The organism is Bacillus sp. N6 (assembly GCF_052805735.1).
In genome coordinates, this window is sequence record NZ_CM127843.1 from 2,825,108 (window position 1) to 2,848,089 (window position 22,982).

General features: G+C 32.6%; 32 protein-coding genes and 2 pseudogenes. 15 read left to right on the top strand and 19 right to left on the bottom strand.

Going from position 1 to position 22,982, the window contains the following annotated elements; genetic code table 11:
* Positions 1 to 27 precede the first annotated feature (27 nt).
* Both ACUXVC_RS14540 and ACUXVC_RS14545 read right to left on the bottom strand, forming a co-directional pair.
* A complete protein-coding gene (locus ACUXVC_RS14540; protein ID WP_000031312.1) occupies positions 28 to 813 on the bottom strand; it encodes a class I SAM-dependent methyltransferase in 786 nt (261 codons plus the stop codon).
* A gap of 195 nt (positions 814 to 1,008) precedes the next feature.
* The gene (locus tag ACUXVC_RS14545) at positions 1,009 to 1,377 is read right to left on the bottom strand and encodes a hypothetical protein (RefSeq protein ID WP_095690694.1); all 369 of its coding nucleotides are present in this window, start codon (positions 1,375 to 1,377) and stop codon (positions 1,009 to 1,011) included.
* A gap of 478 nt (positions 1,378 to 1,855) precedes the next feature.
* Here ACUXVC_RS14545 and ACUXVC_RS14550 point away from each other — a divergent pair, with 478 nt between their 5' ends.
* The 8 genes from ACUXVC_RS14550 to coaW all read left to right on the top strand — a co-directional run bounded on the left by ACUXVC_RS14550 (position 1,856) and on the right by coaW (position 7,935).
* Positions 1,856 to 2,008: a YqbF domain-containing protein gene (locus ACUXVC_RS14550; RefSeq protein ID WP_000291907.1), complete on the top strand. Its 153-nt coding sequence runs from the start codon at positions 1,856 to 1,858 to the stop codon at positions 2,006 to 2,008.
* A gap of 167 nt (positions 2,009 to 2,175) precedes the next feature.
* Positions 2,176 to 2,610, top strand: a complete 435-nt coding sequence (gene exsC, locus ACUXVC_RS14555; protein WP_095690692.1) for an exosporium protein ExsC — start codon at positions 2,176 to 2,178, stop codon at positions 2,608 to 2,610.
* 280 nt (positions 2,611 to 2,890) lie between these two features.
* Complete coding sequence (locus tag ACUXVC_RS14560) at positions 2,891 to 4,093, top strand: MFS transporter (protein ID WP_000269265.1); 1,203 nt, start codon at positions 2,891 to 2,893, stop codon at positions 4,091 to 4,093.
* A 153-nt stretch (positions 4,094 to 4,246) separates the two neighbouring features.
* Positions 4,247 to 4,546 carry a hypothetical protein gene (locus tag ACUXVC_RS14565; RefSeq protein ID WP_095690691.1) on the top strand — a complete coding sequence of 100 codons (300 nt, stop codon included), beginning with the start codon at positions 4,247 to 4,249 and terminating at the stop codon, positions 4,544 to 4,546.
* A gap of 169 nt (positions 4,547 to 4,715) precedes the next feature.
* The gene (locus ACUXVC_RS14570) at positions 4,716 to 5,078 is read left to right on the top strand and encodes a hypothetical protein (RefSeq protein ID WP_095690690.1); all 363 of its coding nucleotides are present in this window, start codon (positions 4,716 to 4,718) and stop codon (positions 5,076 to 5,078) included.
* Between the two features lie 294 nt (positions 5,079 to 5,372).
* Positions 5,373 to 6,572 carry an LL-diaminopimelate aminotransferase gene (locus ACUXVC_RS14575; protein WP_446025725.1) on the top strand — a complete coding sequence of 400 codons (1,200 nt, stop codon included), beginning with the start codon at positions 5,373 to 5,375 and terminating at the stop codon, positions 6,570 to 6,572.
* A gap of 56 nt (positions 6,573 to 6,628) precedes the next feature.
* Positions 6,629 to 7,027: a 3-hydroxyacyl-ACP dehydratase FabZ family protein gene (locus ACUXVC_RS14580; protein ID WP_065484095.1), complete on the top strand. Its 399-nt coding sequence runs from the start codon at positions 6,629 to 6,631 to the stop codon at positions 7,025 to 7,027.
* Between the two features lie 86 nt (positions 7,028 to 7,113).
* Positions 7,114 to 7,935: a type II pantothenate kinase gene (gene coaW / locus ACUXVC_RS14585; protein ID WP_095690689.1), complete on the top strand. Its 822-nt coding sequence runs from the start codon at positions 7,114 to 7,116 to the stop codon at positions 7,933 to 7,935.
* A 14-nt stretch (positions 7,936 to 7,949) separates the two neighbouring features.
* Here the strand turns inward: coaW and ACUXVC_RS14590 are convergent, their stop codons facing one another.
* The 5 genes and pseudogenes from ACUXVC_RS14590 to ACUXVC_RS14610 all read right to left on the bottom strand — a co-directional run bounded on the left by ACUXVC_RS14590 (position 7,950) and on the right by ACUXVC_RS14610 (position 10,013).
* Positions 7,950 to 8,459, bottom strand: a complete 510-nt coding sequence (locus ACUXVC_RS14590) for a 2'-5' RNA ligase family protein (RefSeq protein ID WP_053564188.1) — start codon at positions 8,457 to 8,459, stop codon at positions 7,950 to 7,952.
* Positions 8,460 to 8,576: 117 nt separating this feature from the next.
* Entirely contained in the window at positions 8,577 to 9,056 is a 480-nt protein-coding gene (locus tag ACUXVC_RS14595) for a CcdC family protein (protein ID WP_089171274.1), read from the bottom strand.
* A gap of 39 nt (positions 9,057 to 9,095) precedes the next feature.
* Positions 9,096 to 9,203 (bottom strand): annotated as a pseudogene (locus ACUXVC_RS14600) (DUF4052 family protein); the annotation flags it as partial.
* Positions 9,204 to 9,216: 13 nt separating this feature from the next.
* Positions 9,217 to 9,419 (bottom strand): annotated as a pseudogene (locus ACUXVC_RS14605) (hypothetical protein); the annotation flags it as partial.
* Positions 9,420 to 10,013 (bottom strand): DUF4825 domain-containing protein, encoded by a 594-nt coding sequence (locus tag ACUXVC_RS14610; protein ID WP_098976109.1) that lies wholly within the window; start codon positions 10,011 to 10,013, stop codon positions 9,420 to 9,422. It lies immediately after the preceding pseudogene.
* A 441-nt stretch (positions 10,014 to 10,454) separates the two neighbouring features.
* Between ACUXVC_RS14610 and ACUXVC_RS14615 the strand changes: the two genes are divergently transcribed.
* The 6 genes from ACUXVC_RS14615 to ACUXVC_RS14640 are packed head-to-tail and all read left to right on the top strand — an operon-like array spanning position 10,455 to position 11,466.
* Entirely contained in the window at positions 10,455 to 10,595 is a 141-nt protein-coding gene (locus ACUXVC_RS14615) for a YrzI family small protein (protein ID WP_000156193.1), read from the top strand.
* A gap of 27 nt (positions 10,596 to 10,622) precedes the next feature.
* Complete coding sequence (locus ACUXVC_RS14620) at positions 10,623 to 10,766, top strand: YrzI family small protein (protein WP_095690687.1); 144 nt, start codon at positions 10,623 to 10,625, stop codon at positions 10,764 to 10,766.
* Positions 10,767 to 10,794: 28 nt separating this feature from the next.
* Positions 10,795 to 10,938, top strand: a complete 144-nt coding sequence (locus ACUXVC_RS14625; RefSeq protein ID WP_000668963.1) for a YrzI family small protein — start codon at positions 10,795 to 10,797, stop codon at positions 10,936 to 10,938.
* A gap of 26 nt (positions 10,939 to 10,964) precedes the next feature.
* On the top strand, positions 10,965 to 11,105 hold the full coding sequence (locus ACUXVC_RS14630; protein ID WP_000669810.1) for a YrzI family small protein: 141 nt from the start codon (positions 10,965 to 10,967) through the stop codon (positions 11,103 to 11,105).
* Positions 11,106 to 11,157: 52 nt separating this feature from the next.
* On the top strand, positions 11,158 to 11,298 hold the full coding sequence (locus tag ACUXVC_RS14635) for a YrzI family small protein (RefSeq protein ID WP_000669802.1): 141 nt from the start codon (positions 11,158 to 11,160) through the stop codon (positions 11,296 to 11,298).
* A 27-nt stretch (positions 11,299 to 11,325) separates the two neighbouring features.
* A complete protein-coding gene (locus tag ACUXVC_RS14640; RefSeq protein ID WP_000668497.1) occupies positions 11,326 to 11,466 on the top strand; it encodes a YrzI family small protein in 141 nt (46 codons plus the stop codon).
* Positions 11,467 to 11,706: 240 nt separating this feature from the next.
* On the opposite strand, the gene ACUXVC_RS14645 is transcribed toward ACUXVC_RS14640, so the two are convergent.
* Positions 11,707 to 12,792, bottom strand: a complete 1,086-nt coding sequence (locus tag ACUXVC_RS14645) for an AI-2E family transporter (RefSeq protein WP_000837894.1) — start codon at positions 12,790 to 12,792, stop codon at positions 11,707 to 11,709.
* 149 nt (positions 12,793 to 12,941) lie between these two features.
* On the opposite strand from ACUXVC_RS14645, the gene ACUXVC_RS14650 reads away from it, so the two are divergent.
* On the top strand, positions 12,942 to 13,763 hold the full coding sequence (locus ACUXVC_RS14650; protein ID WP_000189714.1) for an HNH endonuclease: 822 nt from the start codon (positions 12,942 to 12,944) through the stop codon (positions 13,761 to 13,763).
* A gap of 228 nt (positions 13,764 to 13,991) precedes the next feature.
* Here ACUXVC_RS14650 and ACUXVC_RS14655 read toward each other — a convergent pair whose 3' ends face one another.
* The 11 genes from ACUXVC_RS14655 to ACUXVC_RS14705 all read right to left on the bottom strand — a co-directional run bounded on the left by ACUXVC_RS14655 (position 13,992) and on the right by ACUXVC_RS14705 (position 22,979).
* On the bottom strand, positions 13,992 to 14,084 hold the full coding sequence (locus ACUXVC_RS14655; RefSeq protein WP_001289320.1) for a putative holin-like toxin: 93 nt from the start codon (positions 14,082 to 14,084) through the stop codon (positions 13,992 to 13,994).
* Positions 14,085 to 14,279: 195 nt separating this feature from the next.
* On the bottom strand, positions 14,280 to 15,392 hold the full coding sequence (gene ssuD, locus ACUXVC_RS14660) for an FMNH2-dependent alkanesulfonate monooxygenase (protein WP_446025726.1): 1,113 nt from the start codon (positions 15,390 to 15,392) through the stop codon (positions 14,280 to 14,282).
* Between the two features lie 76 nt (positions 15,393 to 15,468).
* Positions 15,469 to 16,317 carry an ABC transporter permease gene (locus ACUXVC_RS14665; protein WP_000432135.1) on the bottom strand — a complete coding sequence of 283 codons (849 nt, stop codon included), beginning with the start codon at positions 16,315 to 16,317 and terminating at the stop codon, positions 15,469 to 15,471.
* 16 nt (positions 16,318 to 16,333) lie between these two features.
* Positions 16,334 to 17,320, bottom strand: a complete 987-nt coding sequence (locus ACUXVC_RS14670) for an aliphatic sulfonate ABC transporter substrate-binding protein (RefSeq protein ID WP_078401537.1) — start codon at positions 17,318 to 17,320, stop codon at positions 16,334 to 16,336.
* 17 nt (positions 17,321 to 17,337) lie between these two features.
* Positions 17,338 to 18,093, bottom strand: a complete 756-nt coding sequence (locus ACUXVC_RS14675; RefSeq protein ID WP_000218578.1) for an ABC transporter ATP-binding protein — start codon at positions 18,091 to 18,093, stop codon at positions 17,338 to 17,340.
* Between the two features lie 240 nt (positions 18,094 to 18,333).
* Positions 18,334 to 19,062 carry a hypothetical protein gene (locus ACUXVC_RS14680; protein WP_446025727.1) on the bottom strand — a complete coding sequence of 243 codons (729 nt, stop codon included), beginning with the start codon at positions 19,060 to 19,062 and terminating at the stop codon, positions 18,334 to 18,336.
* Entirely contained in the window at positions 19,059 to 19,649 is a 591-nt protein-coding gene (locus tag ACUXVC_RS14685; RefSeq protein ID WP_000822622.1) for a TetR/AcrR family transcriptional regulator, read from the bottom strand. The genes ACUXVC_RS14680 and ACUXVC_RS14685 overlap by 4 nt, the downstream gene beginning before the upstream one ends.
* Before the next feature lie 239 nt (positions 19,650 to 19,888).
* A complete protein-coding gene (locus ACUXVC_RS14690; protein ID WP_446025728.1) occupies positions 19,889 to 20,398 on the bottom strand; it encodes a DUF402 domain-containing protein in 510 nt (169 codons plus the stop codon).
* 205 nt (positions 20,399 to 20,603) lie between these two features.
* Positions 20,604 to 21,662 carry a hypothetical protein gene (locus tag ACUXVC_RS14695; RefSeq protein ID WP_097821870.1) on the bottom strand — a complete coding sequence of 353 codons (1,059 nt, stop codon included), beginning with the start codon at positions 21,660 to 21,662 and terminating at the stop codon, positions 20,604 to 20,606.
* 12 nt (positions 21,663 to 21,674) lie between these two features.
* Positions 21,675 to 22,148: a tetratricopeptide repeat protein gene (locus tag ACUXVC_RS14700; protein WP_000400637.1), complete on the bottom strand. Its 474-nt coding sequence runs from the start codon at positions 22,146 to 22,148 to the stop codon at positions 21,675 to 21,677.
* Between the two features lie 141 nt (positions 22,149 to 22,289).
* Positions 22,290 to 22,979, bottom strand: coding sequence for a phosphopantothenoylcysteine decarboxylase domain-containing protein (locus tag ACUXVC_RS14705; protein ID WP_000676701.1), 690 nt, complete (start codon positions 22,977 to 22,979; stop codon positions 22,290 to 22,292).
* Between the last annotated feature and the right edge of the window lie 3 nt (positions 22,980 to 22,982).

Genomic DNA, 22,982 nt, shown 5'->3' on the forward strand with positions numbered 1-22,982 from the left:
TCGTACTTCAGAAAGACTGCAACACATTTATCTTTTTAATGTTGTACTTTTTTTACATATAAACATAGCCATTTCAGTATAGAACGAATCTACTTTATTATTTTTAAGTTGAATATTAAAATATTCCTTCATTTCGTTTGGTGCTTTCATCATACATTCTGTTAATTTTTCACGCTTTTGTACAGGGACATCCATCATATTACACCACCAGTCAAAATCAAACTTCTTATCAAAAGTAAGACATGACTGCATTTGCAAACCGTTTTTTTCTAATAAAGTAAGCCATTCTGTCTTTTTTAGAGCTCGTTCATGACTTGGGTCCCGCTTCTTTTCTATAAAATTATAAAATGTATCATATTCATTATTTTCTGGCGAAACATTATCTATTAAGATGAATAATCCATTATCCTCCAACGTACGATTTACTTCATAAATAAATTGAGCCGGATTCGTAAAATGATGGGCTGCAATCCGGCATGTAATTGTATCAAAAAAATGATCTGCAAATGGTAAATCCTCTGCGTTTCCTGCTACAAAAGACACATTTTCATGACCATTCTGCTTTATAAAACTTTTTGCTTTTTCTAACATTTGTTCTGTTAAATCAAGTGCAACTACTTCTTCAAACATAGGTGCTAACATATTCGCAACATGTCCTCCACCAGTAGCAACATCAAGAAGACGATTATTATGGCGAGATTCAACTTGTTGAACTACATGCTGTAAGTCCTGTCCTTTAGCATGTATTTTACTATTCACATACTTATCTGCATTACTGCCAAACTGTTTTTTCACAAGCTCCTCTTTACTCATTTTATCATCTTCTTTCTATTGTAATTTACATATACGATTCATATAATTATTACAATTCTCTTCATGTATTTTCAAATCCTCTTTTCATCTCACTTCTTATCGTGCTGTCCTATCATCAACATAATATAAATTTTACTTTTACTATTAAATAAAAAAGGCTACGGGAACTTCTCCCCTAACCTGATTAAATATTTATTACATTTTTATTTCTTCATATACGTCTATATAATATAAATCCTCTTTCAACTTCATAATAACATCTACTTCGTTATAAGTAGCCTCACGAGCATGTAATCCAAATTGATCCATACCAATCCATATCCATCCAGGTGTATGATATAAAACATCTATGTTAAAATAATCTAATTTAGTAAGCTCCGATGTAATAAATTTATCTTTATTAGCGATTTGTTTATCTAGTAAACCATATTCTTTTCCATTTTCAAATAGCGATATAAATTTCCCTACAATCGGATGTTCACGAACAATAAAATGATATTCCTTTTCCTCTACATTTGCCACAATCAAACGAGAAACAGATAAATCAGCCCCCGAATTCGACATATTTGTTTATTCACCTCCTTATATAGGTTTCTTCAATATAATAACAAATGAATATTCAAATCAGATTAATATAATGTAAAAAATAAAAAAGCTGACTTCCCTTTAGAAATCAGCCTTTATAATTTGATCAACTTTATACTTTTACAAATTATTATAATGTTTCTTTTTCCTCATCATTTCCGGAAACTAAACTTCCTATAGCATCTGCTGTTACTTCCACTACAAATTCACAAATACCTGCTACAACTTCTCCAATTACTTCATCCATCTTTTTACCCCCTTATTTTATGTAACTTATTTGTAGTATAGAAGAAATTGGTGAATGTAAACTATCGAAAAAGGTGACATAAACCTTACAGAATTGTAAGCTCTTTCATCACTTTACGTACCCCCTTTTGAAACTCCAAGTATTTTTAGCAGACATATAGGCCATCATAATATGAAGCAAGTAATAATCAAGTGTCAGGAGGCGTTTAATATGTATTACGTAAAATTAATTAAAGGTCAATCGTTCTACGCTTTTGATCATCGTTTCTTAGTGTCTGAAGAAGAAAAGGTTTCAGAGAAAATCTATAATTACTTACGACGTAATGAATTTTTTGAAGTACGTAAAGAAGAATATTCTGCTTAATTACAAAAAGCATTAAGAAAAATATCATCTTATTGTGATATATTCTTGATGCTTTTATGTGAATTTCTTCTTTCAATAATTGTTGTTGACTCTATTAAATAATCTAGTATTTGTCCAAGCTAATTCTTCACTATTTTCATATTCTAGTATATGAGGAGGTGAAGAATATGACTCATATCATTGATTACCAAGCTACTCAACCTATAAGTAAAACTGGTGAAACAACTTTTGCAATCCCAGCTTCTCCAAATAAAGCAATTTTAGCAAATTTGAAATTGAGAATTTCAAGTAGAGATTCACGTAATAATCGAGTAGAATTAATCGCTACAATTGGTGTAGAAGGTATAACTGGGACTTCACAAGTTTTATTCCGAATTTTTCGTGATAATATTGAAATTTTTAATGCACAAGTAGGTATTGAATCTACAGATTCTGAACAATTCTACGTACAAACATTTCAAGCTATAGATCAAAACGTTAGCAGTGGAACACACGAATATTCATTAACTGTAGAAAACCTTACTAGTGGTGCAAGCGCAGAAGTTGTTGGCCCACTATCTTTTAGCGCTTTAGCTATTGGACAAGAGCGTAGATGTTGCTAAGTGAAATTAATTTTTAATTTTGTACTTTGTAAAAGCAAGACGTAGTTATACGTTCTTGCTTTTTTATTTTCCCTATTTTTAACCATATGTCTTTTACATTTCAATTGCTTATTTCATCAATTAACGAATCAAATTTTCGGCAAATCAAAAAGATTGAAATCCAATTATGAAACACGTAATATAGACTCTGACTCTAAAAAAGTTCGTATGAAAATAATACATAAATAAGGAGGTTTTATATACGAGTTTTTCATTTTAAAAGACGGAGAGGTTTTATGTTATGTGGCGTAATAAAAACGTTTGGATTGTTTTAATTGGGGAGTTTATTGCAGGTCTAGGCTTATGGCTTGGTATTCTTGGCAACCTTGAATTTATGCAAAAATATGTCCCTTCTGATTTCATGAAATCAGTTATATTATTTATCGGACTATTAGCCGGTGTTCTAGTTGGACCTATGGCTGGCCGTGTCATCGATCAGTATGAGAAGAAAAAAGTTCTTCTTTACGCTGGGTTTGGTCGAGTTTTAAGTGTTATCTTTATGTTTTTCGCTATTCAATTTGAAAGTATCGCATTTATGATTGCATTTATGGTTGCTCTTCAAATTTCAGCAGCATTTTATTTCCCTGCATTACAATCTGTGATTCCACTCATCGTAAGTGAGCATGAGTTATTACAAATGAACGGTGTACATATGAATGTTGGTACAATCGCTCGTATTGCAGGTACTTCACTAGGTGGAATTCTTTTAGTTGTGATGAGTTTACAGTACATGTATGCCTTCTCAATGGCAGCATACGCCTTATTATTCCTCTCGACTTTCTTCCTGCAATTCGAAGATAAGAAATCAACAACACCAAGTAAACAAGCTGCAAAAGATAATAGCTTTATGGAAGTATTTCGTATTTTAAAAGGAATTCCTATTGCTTTTACAGCACTTATATTAAGTATTATCCCTCTTTTATTTATAGCTGGGTTTAATTTAATGGTTATTAACATTAGCGAAATGCAACATGATCCTACGATTAAAGGGTTCATATATACAATTGAAGGAGTCGCATTTATGTTAGGTGCCTTCGTAATTAAACGTCTATCTGATCATTTCAAACCTGAAAAATTACTATATTTCTTCGCAGTTTGTACTGCTTTTGCACACCTATCATTGTTCTTTAGCGATATAAAATGGATGGCTCTTACATCATTTGGTTTGTTTGGGTTTAGTGTTGGCTGCTTCTTCCCTATTATGTCGACGATTTTCCAAACGAAAGTTGAAAAAAGTTATCACGGTCGCCTCTTCTCATTCCGTAATATGTTTGAGAGGGTTATGTTCCAAATCGTCTTACTTGGCACAGGGTTCTTCTTAGATACAATTGGGTTACAATATATGGTTCTCATCTTCGGGGTCGTTTCATTATTGATTATTTCTATTTCCCTTTCTAAGCAGAAACATTATGAAAAACAACATTCGCAATCTGCGAATTTATAAAATAAACAAAGAAGTATGGATATAATATTGAATCCATACTTCTTTGTTTTATAATACGCCTATTTATTACGTTTATTGAAATTATCTAAAGGAGTATCCCTCTTTTATTTCGAATAGATTATAAAGAGTACTCTTTATAAAAGGAGTGGTAAAATGTCTGATGGCATCCAAGTATTTATTGTCCTGCTCTTTGCAATTGCGCTGTTTAGCATCCTAAACTTTTTAGCCATTTCCTTATCTCGACATAGTTTAAAAAAAAGAATCGTGGCAGGTTTCATATTTTTACTACTGACTCCCATTATCTTTTTGACTATCGCAACATTTGCTTCTATATTCGATAAAGCAGGATTTGGCGCAGGTACGTTAGCCTTTATGATCGCAAGCGTATATATATTAAATGGAATAGTGCTTCTGCTTTCCTCTTTATTTATCCTCAAAAAAGACATAACATAGGCTATGGTACTAGCATGAATCTGACTTTACACTAGATTCATGCTTATTTAATTTCTCCTAAATTTTTATATGAAATTAAATAATTCTTTAAAAAAATTTAAACTTTATTTATTATAATATCCCTATCGTATTCGCACGTTTATTCAAATTTAAAAGAAAGGAGCACAAAATGAAAAAGGTTCTACTTACAATTCCTATACTAATCATCCTACTGAGTGGATGCAGCAATAACGATATATACGGTTCTTGGGAAGTCGTTGACAATAAAAATGGTGAATGCCCTGTATATTATAAATTTGAAACAGTTGTCAAAAAAGAAAATAAAGAGGAAATTGTGCAAAATTTAGTAGAAATGCAAACCACAAAGAATAAAGACGATTTATATAAAGGCTCATTTGTCAAAAATTCTAATGTATATCACATTGATTATGGTAATTCATTTACATCAGAGCAAACTTTAAAAGTTGCCGACGGTACATTAAATGTATACTTTTTGACAGTTGAAAAATTATGCACATATAAAAAGAAATGATTACATTTCAGAGGAAACGCAGAAAATATTTTCTGCGTTATTTCACTTTAGAAATCTTCCACAAATACTTAATAAAAACTATAAAATAACTTAAGTTATATAAAATGAATCCTATAATAGACATTTCAATTAACACGTCTACGCTATTTACATTGATACTTTTCAAAATAGGCTAATCCTTCCTCTAAATTTGTCAATCGTTTTAATTTTCATAAAAAAATGATAAAATATAAACATGTGTTTTCAGAATAATTAAAAACGCAGAATGAAAGCACTGTTTTAGGAGGGGTTTTGATGACTTACACGTTAGCAACTAGAATGAAAGCATTCCAATCTTCTATATTTAGTGAATTAGGAGCCTATAAAAAAGAAAAAATTGCAGCAGGTCATAACATGATTGATTTGAGCATCGGAAATCCTGATATGCCGCCCGCTGATTTTGTAAGAGAAACAATGGTACATACAGCGAGTGAGAAAGAGAGCTACGGGTATACATTATCAGGTATTCAAGAATTTCACGAAGCTGTAACTGAATATTACAACAACACTCATAACGTTTTATTAAATGCGGATAAAGAAGTTTTATTATTAATGGGTTCACAAGACGGGCTCGTTCATTTACCTATGGTTTATGCAAATCCAGGTGATATTATATTAGTTCCTGATCCAGGATATACAGCTTATGAAACAGGTATTCAAATGGCTGGTGCAACATCTTACTACATGCCTTTAAAGAAAGAGAATGATTTCTTACCAGAATTAGGAGTCATCCCTGAAGAAATTGCCGATCAAGCGAAGATGATGATTTTAAACTTCCCAGGGAATCCCGTTCCAGCAATGGCTCATGAAGATTTCTTTAAAGAAGTAATCGCATTCGCGAAAAAGCATAATATTATCGTTGTCCATGATTTTGCTTATGCTGAATTTTATTTCGATGGTAATAAGCCAATTAGCTTCCTCTCTGTACATGGTGCTAAAGAAGTTGGTGTAGAAATCAATTCTTTGTCAAAAAGTTATAGTTTAGCAGGTAGCCGTATTGGATATATGATTGGAAACGAAGAAATTGTTCGTGCACTTACTCAATTTAAATCTAATACCGATTACGGTGTATTTTTACCAATTCAAAAAGCGGCATCTGCAGCACTAAGAAATGGCGCTGTATTTTGTGAGAAAAACCGCGATATTTATCAAGAACGGAGAGATACTTTAGTTGATGGATTCCGAACATTTGGCTGGAATGTCGATAAGCCAGCTGGTAGTATGTTTGTCTGGGCTGAAATTCCACAAGGATGGACTTCTCTAGACTTCGCTTATGCATTAATGGATCGTGCGAATGTCGTTGTTACACCTGGTCATGCATTTGGACCTCACGGAGAAGGCTTCGTACGTATTGCACTCGTTCAAGATAAAGAAGTGTTGCAACAAGTTGTTGAAAACATTAGAAATAGCGGCATTTTCACTCTTGAAAAAGTAAATGAATTAGTTAAAAATTAGTTCCCACTCCCCTGCTTAAATTTAGCAGGGGTATTATTAATTGGAGGTACTTTCATATGCATATTAAAGACACTCTTCCCCATCGTTATCCATTTTTAATGACTGATAAAGTAACAAATGTAAAACAAGGTGAATCCGTTACAGGATATAAACTCATTACAAATAACGAATGGTTTATAAATGATAGTCAAAAACATATGCCTCATATGTTAATTGTAGAAGCACTTGCTCAGCTTAGTGCATTTGTACATACAAGTGATTCTGAAGGACTAGGATTCCTCTCCTCTTTAGATGGAGTTGAATTCCAAGGAAAAGCATATCCCGGTGATAAACTTGATTTACATTATGAACTAACGCGCAATCGCCGAGGTTTTGTTCTTGGTAAAGGTATTGCAACTGTAAACGACCAGCCTATTGTAACTATAGAAAAACTATTAATATATCAAGCAGATTAAATTGTTCCTTATATCAGTTGGGAATATCTATTCTCAACCAATTAAAAATAAATAGGAAAACATATTACATAGTTAGGAGCAGGAAAATGGAACGTACTATCGGTATCGATGCTGGAGGCACATTAACGAAAATAGCTTATTTTAACGAAAAAAGGCTATTAACTTTTGAAAAATTTTATTCGCATGAACAACATAAAATAATAGATTGGATTAAAAGCAACAATGGCATAAAACAAATATGTATTACGGGTGGTAAATCGAAACTATTACAGCAACTGCTTACAGGTTCATATAAAATAATAGAGCTAAACGAATTTGAAGCTACTCTTGCAGGTGTCCAATACATATTAAAAGAAGAAAAACATGCTATACGCAATTTTATTTTAACCAATATCGGTACAGGTACTTCTATCCATTACGTTTATAATGAACAATATATTCGCGCTGGTGGAACCGGAGTTGGCGGTGGGACTATTATGGGACTTTCAAAATTGTTAACAAATATAGATCATTTTGAAGATGTAATCCCTCTAACAAAAGTAGGATCTAGAAAAGAACTAGATATTACGGTTGGAGATATTTATGGTGGTATTCTTTCCCCTATCGATAATAACTTAACTGCTAGTAACTTCGGAAAAACAGCCATTACAGAATCAAATAATAGTAGCTCCGATATACTAGCTACTGTACAAGGACTTGTCGGTGAAGTCGTTACTGCATTAAGCCTTCAATTCGCTGAAACAAAAAACATTGAACATATTATTTATATTGGTTCGACTTTATGTAATAACGTACAACTTCAACATATTATTAGTAGCTACACCGAATATCAAAATAAAACACCAATCTTTTTACAAGATGGTGGTAATAGCGGTGCAATTGGTGCATTACTTCATGCTACGAAATAAAAAGCTGACTTTTGTCAGCTTTTTAGAAATGGCACTTCAAATTCAATAATTGATTCCCCGTTCTCTCCAATTCGCTCCACGCTTATTCTATCAATCACACAATTTAACTTCCCATGAAAACTAGCAATCTCCTTCACTACTTCAGCAGCTAATTCGGCACTCTCTTTTCTTCCGACTGTTACATGCGGGATGTACGGAATGTCTTCTTTCAAAAATTGTAATAACGGTCCTGTATATAGAATATTATGTAGTTCCTCTATTTGTTCTTTCCCCTTTTCAACTCGTAAAAACAAATATTCTCTTTCACTTGTAATTTGATTCTTAAATTCAATTTCTATATTCTGTATCGGTTTTGATACATTTATAATATGTAATTTCAGCTCATCATTTGAAATCGAACTTTCAAATGGGAATACAATTGTAATATGCGGTGGAATTAATCCAAATAAAGGATCATGTTTTTGCCTAATGTCCTCGATTTCGCTAATGAACATGTTGTTTAGAAAAAGTAAAATTGTACGCATTTTTATCCCCTCAACTTTTCCTCATTATAATATGTATCATATTCTATGACAGCCTGCCCTTCAACAACTTGTTTTGCTTACCTGTAAAAATAAAAAAACTTCTCAAATGAGAAGTTTTCATATAGCATGATTATTATTTTCCCGCCAAACTTTTCTAAACTTTATATAACAGGCAATTCTCCAAGGAAAAATATACGATACTGCAACAACATAAAATAATAAACCTATTGTTTGCTGATCTAAGTCAACAATATATTTTCTTGAACCGTATCTCAAAACGACAATTGCAATAAAAGTAATTAAAAAAGCTGCACTTTTTTTCGTATAAATATTCCCATCATCTCTTCGTTCATAATTTGTTAATACTATAAGCGGCACAGCAAAAAGTACACCAATGAATACCGCTATAATTACTTGCAATATAGCTGGATGTACGGGACCTAAAAACCATACAATACCTGGTGTTAAAAATAGTAATGGCCATAAAATACGTTTTCCCGATCCCTTTATTGGCTTATGCATGGAGCGATAACGACGCCAAAATATTAGTAGTGCAATGCATAAAAAGACGGTTATTAGTGAGGACGTGTCTCCCATATATTTTCCTTCTCCCTAAAAAAATAATCTATCACTATTTTAAACTGTTCGTTCAAATGATACTTTACGAATAAATATACTACTAGTTATGATATAAAGAATTGTTAATCCAATTGAAATAACAATAAAATAAGGGATATCTCTTAAAATGTCTCTCTTTCTAAAAATTCGAAGTTTCAACTCTTGTTCTCAAATTCTTTTCATTTATACCATTTTGACAAAAGTTAAATTGTAGTCCCTTTATTGACTTTGTACGATCTACTATTTGCCCTAAATGATAACTTGTATGCTCAACCAAATGTAATAGACTTTGAAGATCAATATGCGTTTTTCTTCCCAGACCTGTATATATGCTTTGCCCCACTATTTCAACTGGTTCACTGGATATTTAGCAAATAAAGATTTCCGAAAATCTTTATCTTCCACAAGCATTTTAATTTTTTCTTCATTGCTGTTAAAGAACTTTATAACTTTATTTTTATCCCATATATCTTTTTCTTTTGGAAAATCATCGAATATCCTATGCAAAATTGATAACATTTCTTCCCTCGTTATCTTAAAGTTTTTATTCTCTACCTGAAACTCATAACTTTTTGCATTTGGCACTAAAATCACTAAATATATAGCATTAAAGAAAAAATTCTTCTTCATCGTATCCTTCTCATCAAACCAATACGTCTCAATCATTTCTTCTGTAAGAGCCCCACTTTCTTTTGTGCCATAGTTCACTTTTATATTTTCATTTTCTAAACTTATACTTTGAACTGTTCCACCACCGGGTAAATGATTAACAATTGCAACCACATCTGAATTATTACCAACGTATGTCCCAGTATATTTCTTAAAATCATCTGACCTAACATCATATATATCTTTTATTCTTTCTCCATTAGAACAAGCCGTAATGAATAAAAAAATTGTTAGCATAACGATCATGTTATGATGCATATATTTCATTTAGCATCCCCCATTTTTATCGGTATTTCGTTAATTACAATATTTATTTTCAAATCCCTTTTTAAATATACGCATTTTAATCAAAATTAAAAATTTTCATTTTTTATGTTTACAATTATCCATTAATTGTATATACTTACTAACGTAAGAAAAAAATTCTAAAAGGAGGTCGAAGGAAATGATGAAATTACAATTACATGCATTAACTTTAGCGTTAACTGCACCTGTGTTTTCTGGACAATTAAATATGAATTCGACCACCCTAATGGAGAATTGAAAATCGTACTTTATTTCATTTAATTCATAAATTCGCCACAGGAGGTCGTATACTTTCCTGTGGCTTTTTCACGCCCAGCCATAGGAGAACTGTATCTTCCTGTGGTTTTTTTGCGCGATTTTTTAGTCTCTTACATTATTTTTCTAAGAAAGGAGCAACATTCAATGACTATTAGCGTATTGTTTTTAAGTATTACGATTCAAAGAAATACAATTTCTAAAGATGAAATTCTTCATAATGAGCAAATTGAAAAAGCTATGAATGATGTTAAGGAGCGCCAAGCACTTTACTGTGATCACCTGTAATTCCTTTTCGAAAGGAGGAATTCATTTATGACTTTTCATATTTTCTTTTTTACGACTGTGCTTCAAAAAAATACTTTATCTGAAACTGAAATCAATTGTAAACAACAGTTAAAACAACTGACTGATAAAATAACTGACATTAAAAGTTCATACTACACTCAAATGTATTAAAAATATATTTTAAAGGGGTAATATATTCATGAAATTTAAAGCATTCTTTTTAACAATCACCATTCAAAAACGTAAGCTTTCACAAAAAGAGATTTTACGTGAGCAACACATTCAAAACATTATGGACGAAGTAAAAGAGCGCCAATCTTCTTATTACACTCGTCTTTTCTAAATCACTTATAAAGGGGGCATTATCCAATGAAATTTAAAGTATTCTTTTTAACCATTACCATTCAAAAAAATACATTTTCCAAGTCTGAAATGTTTCATGAGCGACAAATTAATCAGGCTATGGATCATGTAAAAGAAAGACAAAGTCATTACTGTAGTCATCTGTAATTTCTTATTACACTCGTTTTTTCTAAATCACTTATAAAGGGGCAATTATCTAATGAAATTTAAAGTATTCTTTTTAACCATTACCATTCAAAAAAATAAATTTTCTGAGTCTGAAATGTTTCATGAACGACAAATTAATCAGGCTATAGATCATGTAAAAGAAAGACAAAGTCATTACTGTAGTCATCTGTAATTCCAATTCGAAAGGAGGAATTCACATATGAAGTTTCACCTTTTCTTTTTAACGATTACAATTCAAAAAGAAACAATATCTCAAAATGAATTAAAACAAGAAAGACAATATAAACAAGTTATTGATGAAATTCGAGATCGTAGAAGCAAATACTACACTCACCTTTAATCGTTTAACTATATAGAATTGAAAGGAGTCGATTATGATGTTGATAGCACGCTGTAAGGAAATGATTTGGATAGTTCAGAGGGATTCCACATAGTTTTATAGAGCTTATATCACACAAGTTTATCACTGAATTTGATGTATAAAAAATATATAATAAAATCAAATCAACCCGCTTTTAATTATTTATTTATAAACAAAAGATACACCACTTAAAAAGCGGTGTATCTTTCTCAGGTTTCACTATTTCCGATTACTTCTCTTTGTCTTAAACAATCTCACTAAGTTCGAAACAACAGTTTTTGTTACTGCATAAACTGGTACTGCTAAAATCATTCCGATGATTCCAGCAAAGTTACCTACCCCTAAAATTAGGATAATAATTGTTAATGGGTGAATGTTTAATTTCGAGCTCATAATACGCGGTGAAATAATATTACTTTCAAACTGTTGTACAATTGTTACGATAATAATTACGTATAAGGCTTGCATCGGAGAAACGAACAGTCCTACAATAACAGCTGGTGCTGCCCCAATAAATGGCCCTAAGTTAGGAATGATGTTTGTAAATGCTGCAATAATTCCTAAAACGAAAGCGTACGGTAAATCGATAATTAAATAACCGATAAAAGTAAACGCACCTACAAATATACAAACGAGTGCTTGCCCTTGAATATATGCAGATAATGTTTCGTTCGTTTCCTTAATGATACGAAGCCCCTCTTCACGGTAAGACTCAGGTAATAAACTTACCGCTTTTCCCGGAAAGGCATGTCCATCTTTAAACATGTAAAATAAAATGAACGGTACAGTAAATACAACTAATGCAACGTTCGTGATAATACCAAATAAAGCCGTTGCACTCGACGTAATTGTATTTGGTATATCTTTTAAGTATTCAATCGCATTTTTTTCAATTGTTTCAATGGAAACGTAGTTTTGTGTAGATAACCATTCAAACAACCTATGATGTGATAATTCTTGTATGTATACTTTCCCCTCTTTTATGTAGCTTGGCATATTTTTTACTAAGTCCATTAGCTGTTGTGAAATCGTAGGAACAACTACTCCAACGCCAACCGCAGTTAATGTTATGATAAAAAGATATAACAGTAATATCGCTAAATTTCTAGGTACTTTTTTATTCTCCAAAAAGATTAATACAGGATTAAATATGAAGTATAAAAAAAGCGCGATTAAGATTGGGAAAAACAATGTTGATATGAAGATACCAATCGGTTGAAATAAAAATGATATTTTTGTGCAAATAAATATGATTCCTACAACCATTAGCACTTCTAATGTCCAAAAGTGCACTTTTGATTTCAAAAAAACGGCCTCCTTTAAACTAGCACTTCTCTTCATTGTACCAAAATAAGCATGAATTTCACATAATATTTTCGTTTACAATATTCCAAAATACCGATAAATACACTACAATGAGATTACATACAAATTTGCAGGTAAAGGTGATAAAAATGACACAATGCATCATTTGCAGAAAAGATACGAAAGAACTTAGTGAACAATATGTCATTCCAGAAATATTATGTGGGTATTATTTCACAAACTCAATTTGTGATACTTGTCATGAACAAATGACAACAAATATTGATCGTCCTTTAATTAGGCATAAATTGAGTCAATTTAAGATTGAACAAATGAAAAGACAAATTGATTCCCCACTCTATACGAATGAGCACGGTGAGGAACTTGCGGCTGCTGAGACTGATGTTGTCGAAGTAAGCGACGAGATTCTTTATTCTAATGCATTAATTATGAAACTATGTAAAAAGCACGATATTTCCTTACATAATGAAATTTGGAAAGAGGAACGTGTAACGAAAGTAGCGAGTTCTATTCAACGTGAATTACTATTAGATAACCGTAAATATAAAATGAGTGTATTAAAAATGGCTTATACATTCGCTGTACAAGCAGTTGATGGCTACTTTGAAGATCAAGATGCAATTGATATTTCTACCATTCTCTCAAATGCAGATTTCGTGGAACTAAAAGAAAAAAGCATTGTACGTGATTTAAGCAAAAGTTCTTTATGGAATACGCTAAATACAAGTAGTGAAAATCATTACTTTATTTTACTTAGCGATAAAGACGGCCTGTTTTGCTTCATTCGTTTGTTTGACATCTTTGATGTTGTCGTTCATTTATCAGAAAAAAGATTTGACCTTCCATCGCCGATTGTCGGTGTAAATAATGTGAATACGCAGAAATTTTATGTCCAAAGTTTAAAACAGTATATGGATGGGCTGTTTAAAGAAAAAGCACCTACTATATAACAGAAACCAGAACATACGGTCTCCTTTCTTGATGAAAAGACACTGTGTTATAATGAGTATGAAAAGAACAATACAATCACATAAACCAATTATAAATTGTATATAAATAAAAAAGACTAGTGTGCGGCTACACACTAGTCCACGTAACTTAGCAGATTGGATTGTTCATTTATCCTATTTGTTTCTTACAAACAAAACAACCCACATTCTATAAGCATAGGTGGGTTGTTATTTTTTGAGCTTGTCTATTAAAACGACGACGAACGTTAACAATGCAACGAGAAACAGTCCACCTTGCAGTAGCAACGCTATTTCACTCACGTATTATCACCCCCCTCCTACTCGGAGAAGTGATAATTGAACAACCAACCGCACCTTAAGTTACCCTTTAATTTTACCATATTTTCTAATAATTTACGATGAAAACCCGCAAGCGAATAACTTGCGGGTTTTTTATCCCGTATTAACAGGCAGTAAACAAAATAAAGCAATAAATATGTGCAACTTTATTTCTCACTATTTTTTTAATGCATATGCATCAGCAATCATTTCACCAACAATTTTATTTTCTTCTTTCTTCTCGTCTTTCAATAATGGGAATAACAATTCTGCGACCTCATACGCTTCTTCTAAATGCGGATATCCTGATAAAACAAACGTATCAATTCCTAACGATTCATATTCTTTTATCCTTTCTGCTACTGCATGTGGATTGCCTACAAGTGCAGTACCTGCCCCACCTCTTACAAGTCCGATTCCAGCCCATAAATTAGGGCTTATCTCTAACGACTCTCTCGTACCTTTATTTAAATGTGTCATCCTCTTTTGACCAACCGAATCATATCTTGCAAATGTCTTTTGAGCAAGCTCAATTGTTTCATTATCCACATATTGAATTAAACGTTCTGCCTCTTCCCACGCTTCTTCTTCTGTTTCTCTTACAATTACGTGTAATCTAATGCCAAATCGTACTGTACGCCCCTTCTCTTCTGCAAGTTTTCTTACTTCTTCTATTTTCTCTTTCACTTGCTCTGGTGGCTCTCCCCACGTTAAATATACATCACTATGTTCAGCTGCTACTTCTTTTCCAGCAGCTGATGATCCTCCGAAATATATAGGAGGATATGGTGTTTGAACTGGCGGGAATACAACTTTACTATCTGTAACTTGAATATGTTTTCCTTCTAAAGAGATCGTTTCACCTTGCAATGTCGATTTCCAAACCTTTAAAAATTCATCCGCTGCTTCATATCTTTCATCATGCTCAAGATATAATCCATCTCCTTGTAGTTCAACTGGATCTCCTCCAGCTACTACATTAATAAGTAGTCTCCCATCTGAAATTCTATCAAATGTAGATGCCATCCTCGCTGCAACTGTAGGTGACATTAGTCCTGGTCTCACTGCTACTAAAAATTTTAGTTTTTCTGTTTCAGCAGCAAGAGCTGAAGCTAACACCCAAGGGTCTTCACATCCTTGACCAGTTGGAAGTAAAACACCCGTATATCCTAAATAATCAGCTGCCGCAGCAACTTGCTTATAATAACCATATTCAGCTGCTCTTCCTCGTTTTGTCGTTCCTAAATATCGACCATCTCCATAAGCCGGAATAAACCATAATAATTCCATACCTTTACACACCCCTTATTTATTTTGAAACGTATACTAACAAATTCTATATAAATTACCCCTAATAATTTATATGTTAATTCCCAGTCTCACCTTTAAAATTATCTCGCCATCTTAAAAACTTCACTTCTAGTAAACGTACTAGAGAGTCAGAAAACTTCCCAACAAATGCAAAGATAATTATGCCGACAAATACGATATCTGTATTTGAAAATTGCCTTGCATCCATAATCATATAACCAATACCTTCTGTAGATCCCATAAGTTCTGCTACTACTAAACTCACCCATGCAACACCTAACGATAACCTTGCTCCTAGTAAAAGGTTAGGCAATGCAGATGGTAAAATTAGTTTCGTAATTAGTTTTCTTTTGCTAAACTCTAACACTCTCGCAACATCAAATAACTTTGAATCCACACCTCTAATACCTAAAAATGCGTTTACGTATAAAGGAAAAAATGCACCATCTGCAATTAATAACACTTTCGATGTTTCACCAAAACCGAACCATAATACGAAAAGCGGCGCAACAGCTAAATGAGGTACAGTTCTTAACATTTGCACAGATGGGTCTAAATATTGCTCACTTCTCGTTGAAAATCCAACAATTGTTCCTAAAATGATTCCTAAGCCCCCACCAATAAAGAAACCAGCCGCAGCCCTGAATACACTAATACTTAAATGGCCGAATAACTCTCCTGTTTTAATAAGCTCTTGGAAAGCTAGAAAAATATCTAATGGTGTTGGTAAAACTGTTTTAGAAACAAGACCGAATACGCCAGCCAACTGCCAAATTATTAATATAATAACCGGTATAGTAATCGCCCTTACTAAAACTTTTACATTTAACTTTCGTACCTTCTTTATGCCATTTTTCTTAATCGTTATACTCGCTGGTTTCATAACAGCTTTCGTATTTTCCACTTTACAAAACCTCTTTTCACTTCGCTTTCAATGCTTTTTCTACGAAAGAATTATCTACAACTTTTCCCGTCTTAATTTCTTTCTTTATAGAACCGATCTTATATTGAAAATCCGCTGTCTTTTGTTGTTCTGCTATTATTTCCTTCGTTACCGGAACTAAAATTGGTTTGTCGTGATTAAACACTTCTTTTACAATCTCTGCATCTATCTTTTTTACAGAAGTGTACACTTTTATTGCTTCATCTAAGTTAGCCTCTTGCCATACACGTGCTTTCTCATAAACTTTGAGGAATTTCTCAACTAATTCTGGATGTTCTTTCGCAAATTTTGTCCTCGTAATTAAAAATTCTGGTGAAGAGACATTTAATGTTTCACCGTCTGCAATCACCTTCGCACCTTTATTTAACGTATGTAATGATATGAAAGGGTCCCAAATCGCCCATGCATCTACTGATCCTGATTCGAATGCAGGCTGCGCTTCATCTGGTTGTAATTGAATGACATTTACATCTTTTGCATCAATACCTTCTTTATCAAGCGCTCGATATAATAAATTAAAGGCACTACTTCCTTTTGCTACTGCAATTTTTTTACCTTTTAAATCTTTTACACTCGCAATCTTGCTATCTTTTTGAACGAGAATTCCAGTTCCTTTTCTCGCATAACTTGTATTGGCGATTTCGGTAAATCCAATACCTGCTGCTTGCGCTGAAATGACTGGAGAATTCCCTACTTCACCAAAGTCTAACCGGTTTGATGCGATTGCTTCAAAATAAGGAGGTCCACTTTGGAACTCTGTCCATTTCACTTTAACTCCTTCTTTTTTAAACTCCTCTTCAAACCATCCCTTTTTCTTTGCTAGTAATAGTGGGCTTAATCCTTGCTGTATACCAATTTGTATTGTTACATCTTCTTTCTTACTACTTACTGTACTTTTTTCACATCCTAATAAAAATACTGATATAGCTAAAGCAAAAGAAAGAATTTTAAATTTTTTATACATATAAAATCACCCTTTTCCTATATACTTGTTTGAATCAACCCTCCATATTCAAACTGCTGTAATACTTTCGTTCGAAGTTGTTGGAACGATTGAGAAGTTTTATTTCGCGGATAAGGCAAATTATTTTCAATCACTTTATGTATTTTCCCTGGTTTTGCACTCATAATGATAATTCGGTTTGAAAGATATATCGCTTCATCTATATCATGTGTAACGAATATCATTGTTGTTTTCTTCTGCTCCCAAATATTCAGCAATACTTCTTGTAAATGACTTCGAGTAAAAGCATCCAGCGCTCCAAAAGGTTCATCAAGTAATAATACATTCGGATCTCTTAATAACGCTCTCGCTATCGCAACACGTTGTGACATCCCGCCTGAAATTTCTTTCGGATACGATTTTTCAAAGCCATCTAACCGAACGATTTCAACCCATTCTCTCACCTTATCTTTCACATACTTATCTTTTAACGACAAATCTGCCGCTATATTTTCTTCAACTGTTAACCATGGAAAAAGCCTATGCTCTTGAAAAATAAAACCTTGTTTCTTGCTCGTTTTTAAGATAGGCTCCCCGTCAATAATAACTTCACCTTCAAAATCATTATCTAGACCTGCAACAATTTTTAGTAATGTACTTTTTCCGCACCCACTCGGACCAATTACTGTAACAAAATCCCCTTTCTCTAATTGAAAATTAATATTCTCTAGCACTTGAACCGTACCAGTTTGTTTCAAAAAATATTTTGATACCCCATCAATTGAAACAGTCATTTCTTTCCCTCCTTAAAATGATTCATATAAATGAACAGATTCAGTATTTGTGCAATAAAAAAACCAAAGGCATTTTATCTGTTGATAAAATGCCTTTGGTTTCTCCAATCAGCAATACGTTATGGAATTAAGTACATATTATACAAATATTTCCGATAAGTCAACTAGGTTTTATTAAAACATACATATGATTTGTTTGAACATTTTACTTTTGTTTATTTAAACGATATCGTTTACTTACTATTTTTTCTGATCTTTAATCCACTGTAACCAATAAGAAAACTCACACGCTAAATGCATTTGATGGGATTTAATTAGACTATTAGGACAAAGGGCTGGGAACTCAACAACTAGACTTACTTCTATCCCTGTATCAGTATCTTTAAATTGATGTCGAACTCCACCAATAGTAGTACCATCTTTCATACGTGCAACACCTGTTGATTGGTATTGATAAGATTTATCTCTTGGTGTTTTCAATCCAGTTTCGTCACCAAAAACAATGAAAAATTGAACTGGAAACGGAGAATTACCAGTAGTTTCGATAACCTCTAATTCATTTTCCCCAAAGGGCCTTAGTACATAGTGATCAGGACAAGCAGATAAATTCACTTTGTTATTTTCACGTGATTGTTCAAGCATCAAACTATCAATTCCATGTATGGCTTCTTCTGCTGTAATCCCGTCTAAATAAATACTAGTTTTTGAAAATTTTCGTCTATCGCCAGATAAAAGAGTACAGATACGCATACCTATTGCACTTAATCTAAGTTTTGATTTCAACTTTTCGTACATTTCATTGTATGTATATCGCAACTTTATTTCCGTTAGCTGTTTTATCATGACGTCTGTATCATTTATTTCAGGCTCTTTATGTCCTAATATATATAATACTTTTTTTACCCGTTCTCTTTTCCATTTTATAAGTTGCTCTTGTGAGATATTATTTCCATTGATAATAATTTTCATAAACTTTCTCCTTCCTTTTGATTGTATCGTAGTGTAGTTAATACTAAATTAACCATTTCATGTTTTGTATCTAGATTCAATTTTACTTCTGAATGAGCAATACTGCTAAGACCGTATAGAATAAACCCAGAAGCTAATAATGAGTTATCAGTATAAAAAACCCCTATGTTTACTCCCTCTTCAATTACTTGTCTAATTAACGGTTGCATACGTGTGAATAATTTCTGTTCCAGTTGAAAATGTTGTTCCGTCTGAAACGAGCTCACATTTTTATAGGGTGCTAACTTTTCAATAAATGTCCAAAATATATCTAGTGAATCTTTCATCTTTTGCATGACAGACCGTTCATTTGAAACAAGTATTTCTTCAATTAACTCCATATTTTTCACAATACAGTCATTTAAAACTTCATCAACAAAATTCTCTTTAGACTTGAAGTAATAATAAAATAAGCCCGTTGCTACACCTGCATGATTCACAACATCTTTTATGCCAAATCCTTTCATACCATTTTTCATATATAGTTCAAAACCAATATCCATTAACTCTTGGCGTCTTACATCTGGTTCTTTTGATATTCTTTTCATACGTCATCTCCTACAATGTTTTCACCACGACTGAATCTGATTCAATCATAAACGACTGAACTTGATTCAGTCAATATTATTTCATAAATTTTAAATCCATTTAATAACTAAGCAACAAAATTTCTACCAAAAAAAAGTAATCTCAAGAAATATGCTACTAACCTTAGATTTATCAAAAAAGTTAGACCATATAACTTGAGACTACTCATTTCCATTCAAAATATTTATGTAATTAAATTTTAGTTCTTCTGCACCCTGGCTGTCTCCAAAACTATTTGTGGAAGCTCTTTTTGAATGATTTCTTTCAGTCCATAAAGAGCTTTCTTCACATAACCATCTTCGAAATTCCCTAATGATTCTGGTAATTCATCCTCATCTAATATGAAGTATTCTCCATTAGGAAGTACCATAATATCGATGATTAAATCTTCGAAGGAAACCACTTCGTCTTTTATTTGTGTATTTTTTACGATATTAAAATAGGAACCTAAATACTTCCCTTTTATATCTCTCCATACGTATAAATTGTACGGACGATCTTTCCAATAATATGCGATTGTATAACTTCCTTTTGGGATTGTTAACTTAGTATCTTTTGCATTCATTGTAAATGAATACTGCACCTCGTGAAATAAAACGATACTTTGTGATTGCTTTTCAAGTAATAAACAATTGTGATCTACTATTGTTGAGTTATACCGGATTTTTCTTTCTATAATTTCACTTTTCGATGTAAGTAACTTATTCATTATTTTGTTTCCCCTTATACTAGTTCTATCCTCAATTATATCCACTTATCTAACGATAAAGAAGTATATAGTTTTTTATATAATGATTTATACAAGTACACAAGAAAAACTCCTTCTTATTTAGAAAGAGTTTTTCACTATCCATGTTTCATATTTTTTCACTTCTAACGGAAGCTTATTTGTTTTTATGTAACTAACAGCACTATTACTCATGTTTTAACTTTTCCTTAACCGCATCATAAAATTTTCGTTCTTCATCAACATTTAAGTGCACACGACTTACTGTTTTAGAAAATCCATATAACAACTGTGCTTTCACTGGCTCTTTTAATGTTATTTCAAAAGTAGCAGGTTCTTTTATGAACTCCATAACAGTTGCATCCAATACCTGTTTCCCTTCTTTTGCCGTTAGCAATTCATCACCCTTGTAGAACGCAATATTATCAATTTGTGTAAATGGTATAACAATTTTCTTTCCTAATCCAATTTGAATGATTACTTGTTCTTCTGTTACGTTAAGTGGATTTTTACGCATCGCTTGTATTTCAGCTATAAAATAAATCATCGCGTATACATTTAAAATAAGTAAAATCCATGCTATTACTGGATTCCACTGGTGTAGCAAATAATGAAAACCAATACTTTCTATTAAGGTCGCATGGATGATCATGATATATACACCTATTGCACCAGTCTTTTTGTGATATGAGTATACGTATTCACCTTCTGGTACTTTTTCACGCCACGATAAAAATGCATAATAGATTAACTTACACTCCGTTACAATGATATCTATTAATTTATTTCTTTTCATAGTAGCGTCAAACGCAGCATCAATTGCATAAGAAAATGAAGAGTACTCACTTTTATATTCTTTATATTTTTTTATTATGGTAGGAAGCTTTCTAACAATTTTATATAGAAGGAATAACTCTAAACATACAAAAGCAATTTCTCCTGCAATTATAATATAAGAAACGTATGAAAAATCTTGTAAATAGTCACTTGGAATAATAAATCTTGCAAAAATATAACCAGCTATTACAACAGGAACTATATACGTTAACGAGTACCTTTTTCGAATAATGAAGAAATACGTGATGATTGGAATGACAAACATGCAATCTAATAATGACCCAAGTACAACTTCTTTCGGCGCAGCTGGTACTATTGGAAGAGCATACAATAAATAGTTTGATAGCATAATTAAAGAGACGAGTCCAATCCAAATACCCTTTCGCCTTCGCGATAGTGTAACATTCATACGTTCACTCCTTTATTTAAAAACCTCATTTAAGTGGTCTTTATAAAATGAAATGGCACGTTCAAATTCTTTTACTTCCTCTACTTTCACGACAGTTTCAAGTAATAATTTCATCGCTGACTCGTGATCGTTTACGTTATATTTTGCTAATGATAAAAATACTTTCATCGGATCGTTCTCTGGGAATTTTTTCACCCCAGCTTCTAATACTGTAATTGCCTTTTCATATTCCCCTATACAACGATATGTACTTCCTAGACCAATATAAGCACCGCAAAGGGATTCGCCATCAAGTCCATTTGCGATTGCCTGCTCATAATACGGAACTGCTTCTGTTTCTAGCCCCATTACATCATGTATCCACGCACACTGATACAGTACTTCTGCATCCTTTGTAAAGTTTGTTAATCCTATAAGCATCTCTTTAGACTGCGCATATTTCTTTTCGTTTCTAAGTTTAATAGCTTGCTTTAATAAATGTTCCATAGAATCCACTCCTCACCAATTATTCTGTGTATAGCTCTTGATTGATATACGCTTCACATTCGTGTAAAAGTAAAATTCCCACCAATTAAAGTTTCGCTTACTTATTACTATGCGGATTCATTCTTATCTAAAAACTTAATTTTAAAAAGCAGTGACACGATTACATAATACCTCTAAGCTTTTGACAATTTCTTTCGCTGTTTCATCTTTCCCATTACACAACTTCCCTTTACCATCTTGTCCAATTACATAATGCACAGCTCCGCGCGAATATAAAGAATGTGGTGAATTCGCAATCATTACATTCGCCCTTGCTTCTTTCATTCTATTTTTCGCTCTTTCAAACAGTTCTTCTTCATTTAAATCACTTTCAAGTTTAAAACCAACAAGTACTGTTTCTGGGTCCCATTCTTTTATTTGTTTTAATACTTTTGGAGCCTTTTGAAAGTGAATAATCGGTGCTATATCACTTGAAATTTTTCCGTCCATATTAAGAACATTACCATCTTGATCACAAATTTTCTCCACAATCCAATCTGATCCAGCCGCTGCCATAATGACTGCATCAACCTTTTCATGTGTGACGATACTTTTCATTTTATCTTGTAAATCAACAATTCCTTCAAATGGATGTAATTCTAACCCTCTATGTACATCGCTAGGTTTCTCCGCAAAATAACCGTGCAAATATATAACATGTGCCCCTTTAGCTATAAGTTCTTCTGCGATTATCCTTCCGATTGTACCTTTAGCCATATTCGTATGCCCACGTACTTGATCCCATTTTTCTAGACAACCACCGCTCGTAATTAATACCTTTTTCCCCTTCATTGT

Bases quoted from the DNA above. Each gene is read 5' to 3' on its own strand.
- ACUXVC_RS14540 (WP_000031312.1), bottom strand. From the start codon at position 813: ATGAGTAAAGAGGAGCTTGTGAAAAAACAGTTTGGCAGTAATGCAGAT.
- ACUXVC_RS14575 (WP_446025725.1), top strand. From the start codon at position 5,373: ATGACTTACACGTTAGCAACTAGAATGAAAGCATTCCAATCTTCTATA.
- ACUXVC_RS14580 (WP_065484095.1), top strand. From the start codon at position 6,629: ATGCATATTAAAGACACTCTTCCCCATCGTTATCCATTTTTAATGACT.
- ACUXVC_RS14705 (WP_000676701.1), bottom strand. From the start codon at position 22,979: ATGAAGGGGAAAAAGGTATTAATTACGAGCGGTGGTTGTCTAGAAAAA.
- coaW (WP_095690689.1), top strand. From the start codon at position 7,114: ATGGAACGTACTATCGGTATCGATGCTGGAGGCACATTAACGAAAATA.
- ACUXVC_RS14640 (WP_000668497.1), top strand. From the start codon at position 11,326: ATGAAGTTTCACCTTTTCTTTTTAACGATTACAATTCAAAAAGAAACA.
- exsC (WP_095690692.1), top strand. From the start codon at position 2,176: ATGACTCATATCATTGATTACCAAGCTACTCAACCTATAAGTAAAACT.
- ACUXVC_RS14650 (WP_000189714.1), top strand. From the start codon at position 12,942: ATGACACAATGCATCATTTGCAGAAAAGATACGAAAGAACTTAGTGAA.
- ACUXVC_RS14565 (WP_095690691.1), top strand. From the start codon at position 4,247: ATGTCTGATGGCATCCAAGTATTTATTGTCCTGCTCTTTGCAATTGCG.
- ACUXVC_RS14685 (WP_000822622.1), bottom strand. From the start codon at position 19,649: ATGAAAAGAATATCAAAAGAACCAGATGTAAGACGCCAAGAGTTAATG.
- ACUXVC_RS14550 (WP_000291907.1), top strand. From the start codon at position 1,856: ATGTATTACGTAAAATTAATTAAAGGTCAATCGTTCTACGCTTTTGAT.
- ssuD (WP_446025726.1), bottom strand. From the start codon at position 15,392: ATGGAATTATTATGGTTTATTCCGGCTTATGGAGATGGTCGATATTTA.
- ACUXVC_RS14700 (WP_000400637.1), bottom strand. From the start codon at position 22,148: ATGGAACATTTATTAAAGCAAGCTATTAAACTTAGAAACGAAAAGAAA.
- ACUXVC_RS14680 (WP_446025727.1), bottom strand. From the start codon at position 19,062: ATGAAAATTATTATCAATGGAAATAATATCTCACAAGAGCAACTTATA.
- ACUXVC_RS14590 (WP_053564188.1), bottom strand. From the start codon at position 8,459: ATGCGTACAATTTTACTTTTTCTAAACAACATGTTCATTAGCGAAATC.
- ACUXVC_RS14670 (WP_078401537.1), bottom strand. From the start codon at position 17,320: ATGTATAAAAAATTTAAAATTCTTTCTTTTGCTTTAGCTATATCAGTA.
- ACUXVC_RS14690 (WP_446025728.1), bottom strand. From the start codon at position 20,398: ATGAATAAGTTACTTACATCGAAAAGTGAAATTATAGAAAGAAAAATC.
- ACUXVC_RS14625 (WP_000668963.1), top strand. From the start codon at position 10,795: ATGAAATTTAAAGCATTCTTTTTAACAATCACCATTCAAAAACGTAAG.
- ACUXVC_RS14595 (WP_089171274.1), bottom strand. From the start codon at position 9,056: ATGGGAGACACGTCCTCACTAATAACCGTCTTTTTATGCATTGCACTA.
- ACUXVC_RS14610 (WP_098976109.1), bottom strand. From the start codon at position 10,013: ATGAAATATATGCATCATAACATGATCGTTATGCTAACAATTTTTTTA.
- ACUXVC_RS14620 (WP_095690687.1), top strand. From the start codon at position 10,623: ATGACTTTTCATATTTTCTTTTTTACGACTGTGCTTCAAAAAAATACT.
- ACUXVC_RS14560 (WP_000269265.1), top strand. From the start codon at position 2,891: ATGTGGCGTAATAAAAACGTTTGGATTGTTTTAATTGGGGAGTTTATT.
- ACUXVC_RS14545 (WP_095690694.1), bottom strand. From the start codon at position 1,377: ATGTCGAATTCGGGGGCTGATTTATCTGTTTCTCGTTTGATTGTGGCA.
- ACUXVC_RS14635 (WP_000669802.1), top strand. From the start codon at position 11,158: ATGAAATTTAAAGTATTCTTTTTAACCATTACCATTCAAAAAAATAAA.
- ACUXVC_RS14630 (WP_000669810.1), top strand. From the start codon at position 10,965: ATGAAATTTAAAGTATTCTTTTTAACCATTACCATTCAAAAAAATACA.
- ACUXVC_RS14615 (WP_000156193.1), top strand. From the start codon at position 10,455: ATGACTATTAGCGTATTGTTTTTAAGTATTACGATTCAAAGAAATACA.
- ACUXVC_RS14695 (WP_097821870.1), bottom strand. From the start codon at position 21,662: ATGAATGTTACACTATCGCGAAGGCGAAAGGGTATTTGGATTGGACTC.
- ACUXVC_RS14675 (WP_000218578.1), bottom strand. From the start codon at position 18,093: ATGACTGTTTCAATTGATGGGGTATCAAAATATTTTTTGAAACAAACT.
- ACUXVC_RS14570 (WP_095690690.1), top strand. From the start codon at position 4,716: ATGAAAAAGGTTCTACTTACAATTCCTATACTAATCATCCTACTGAGT.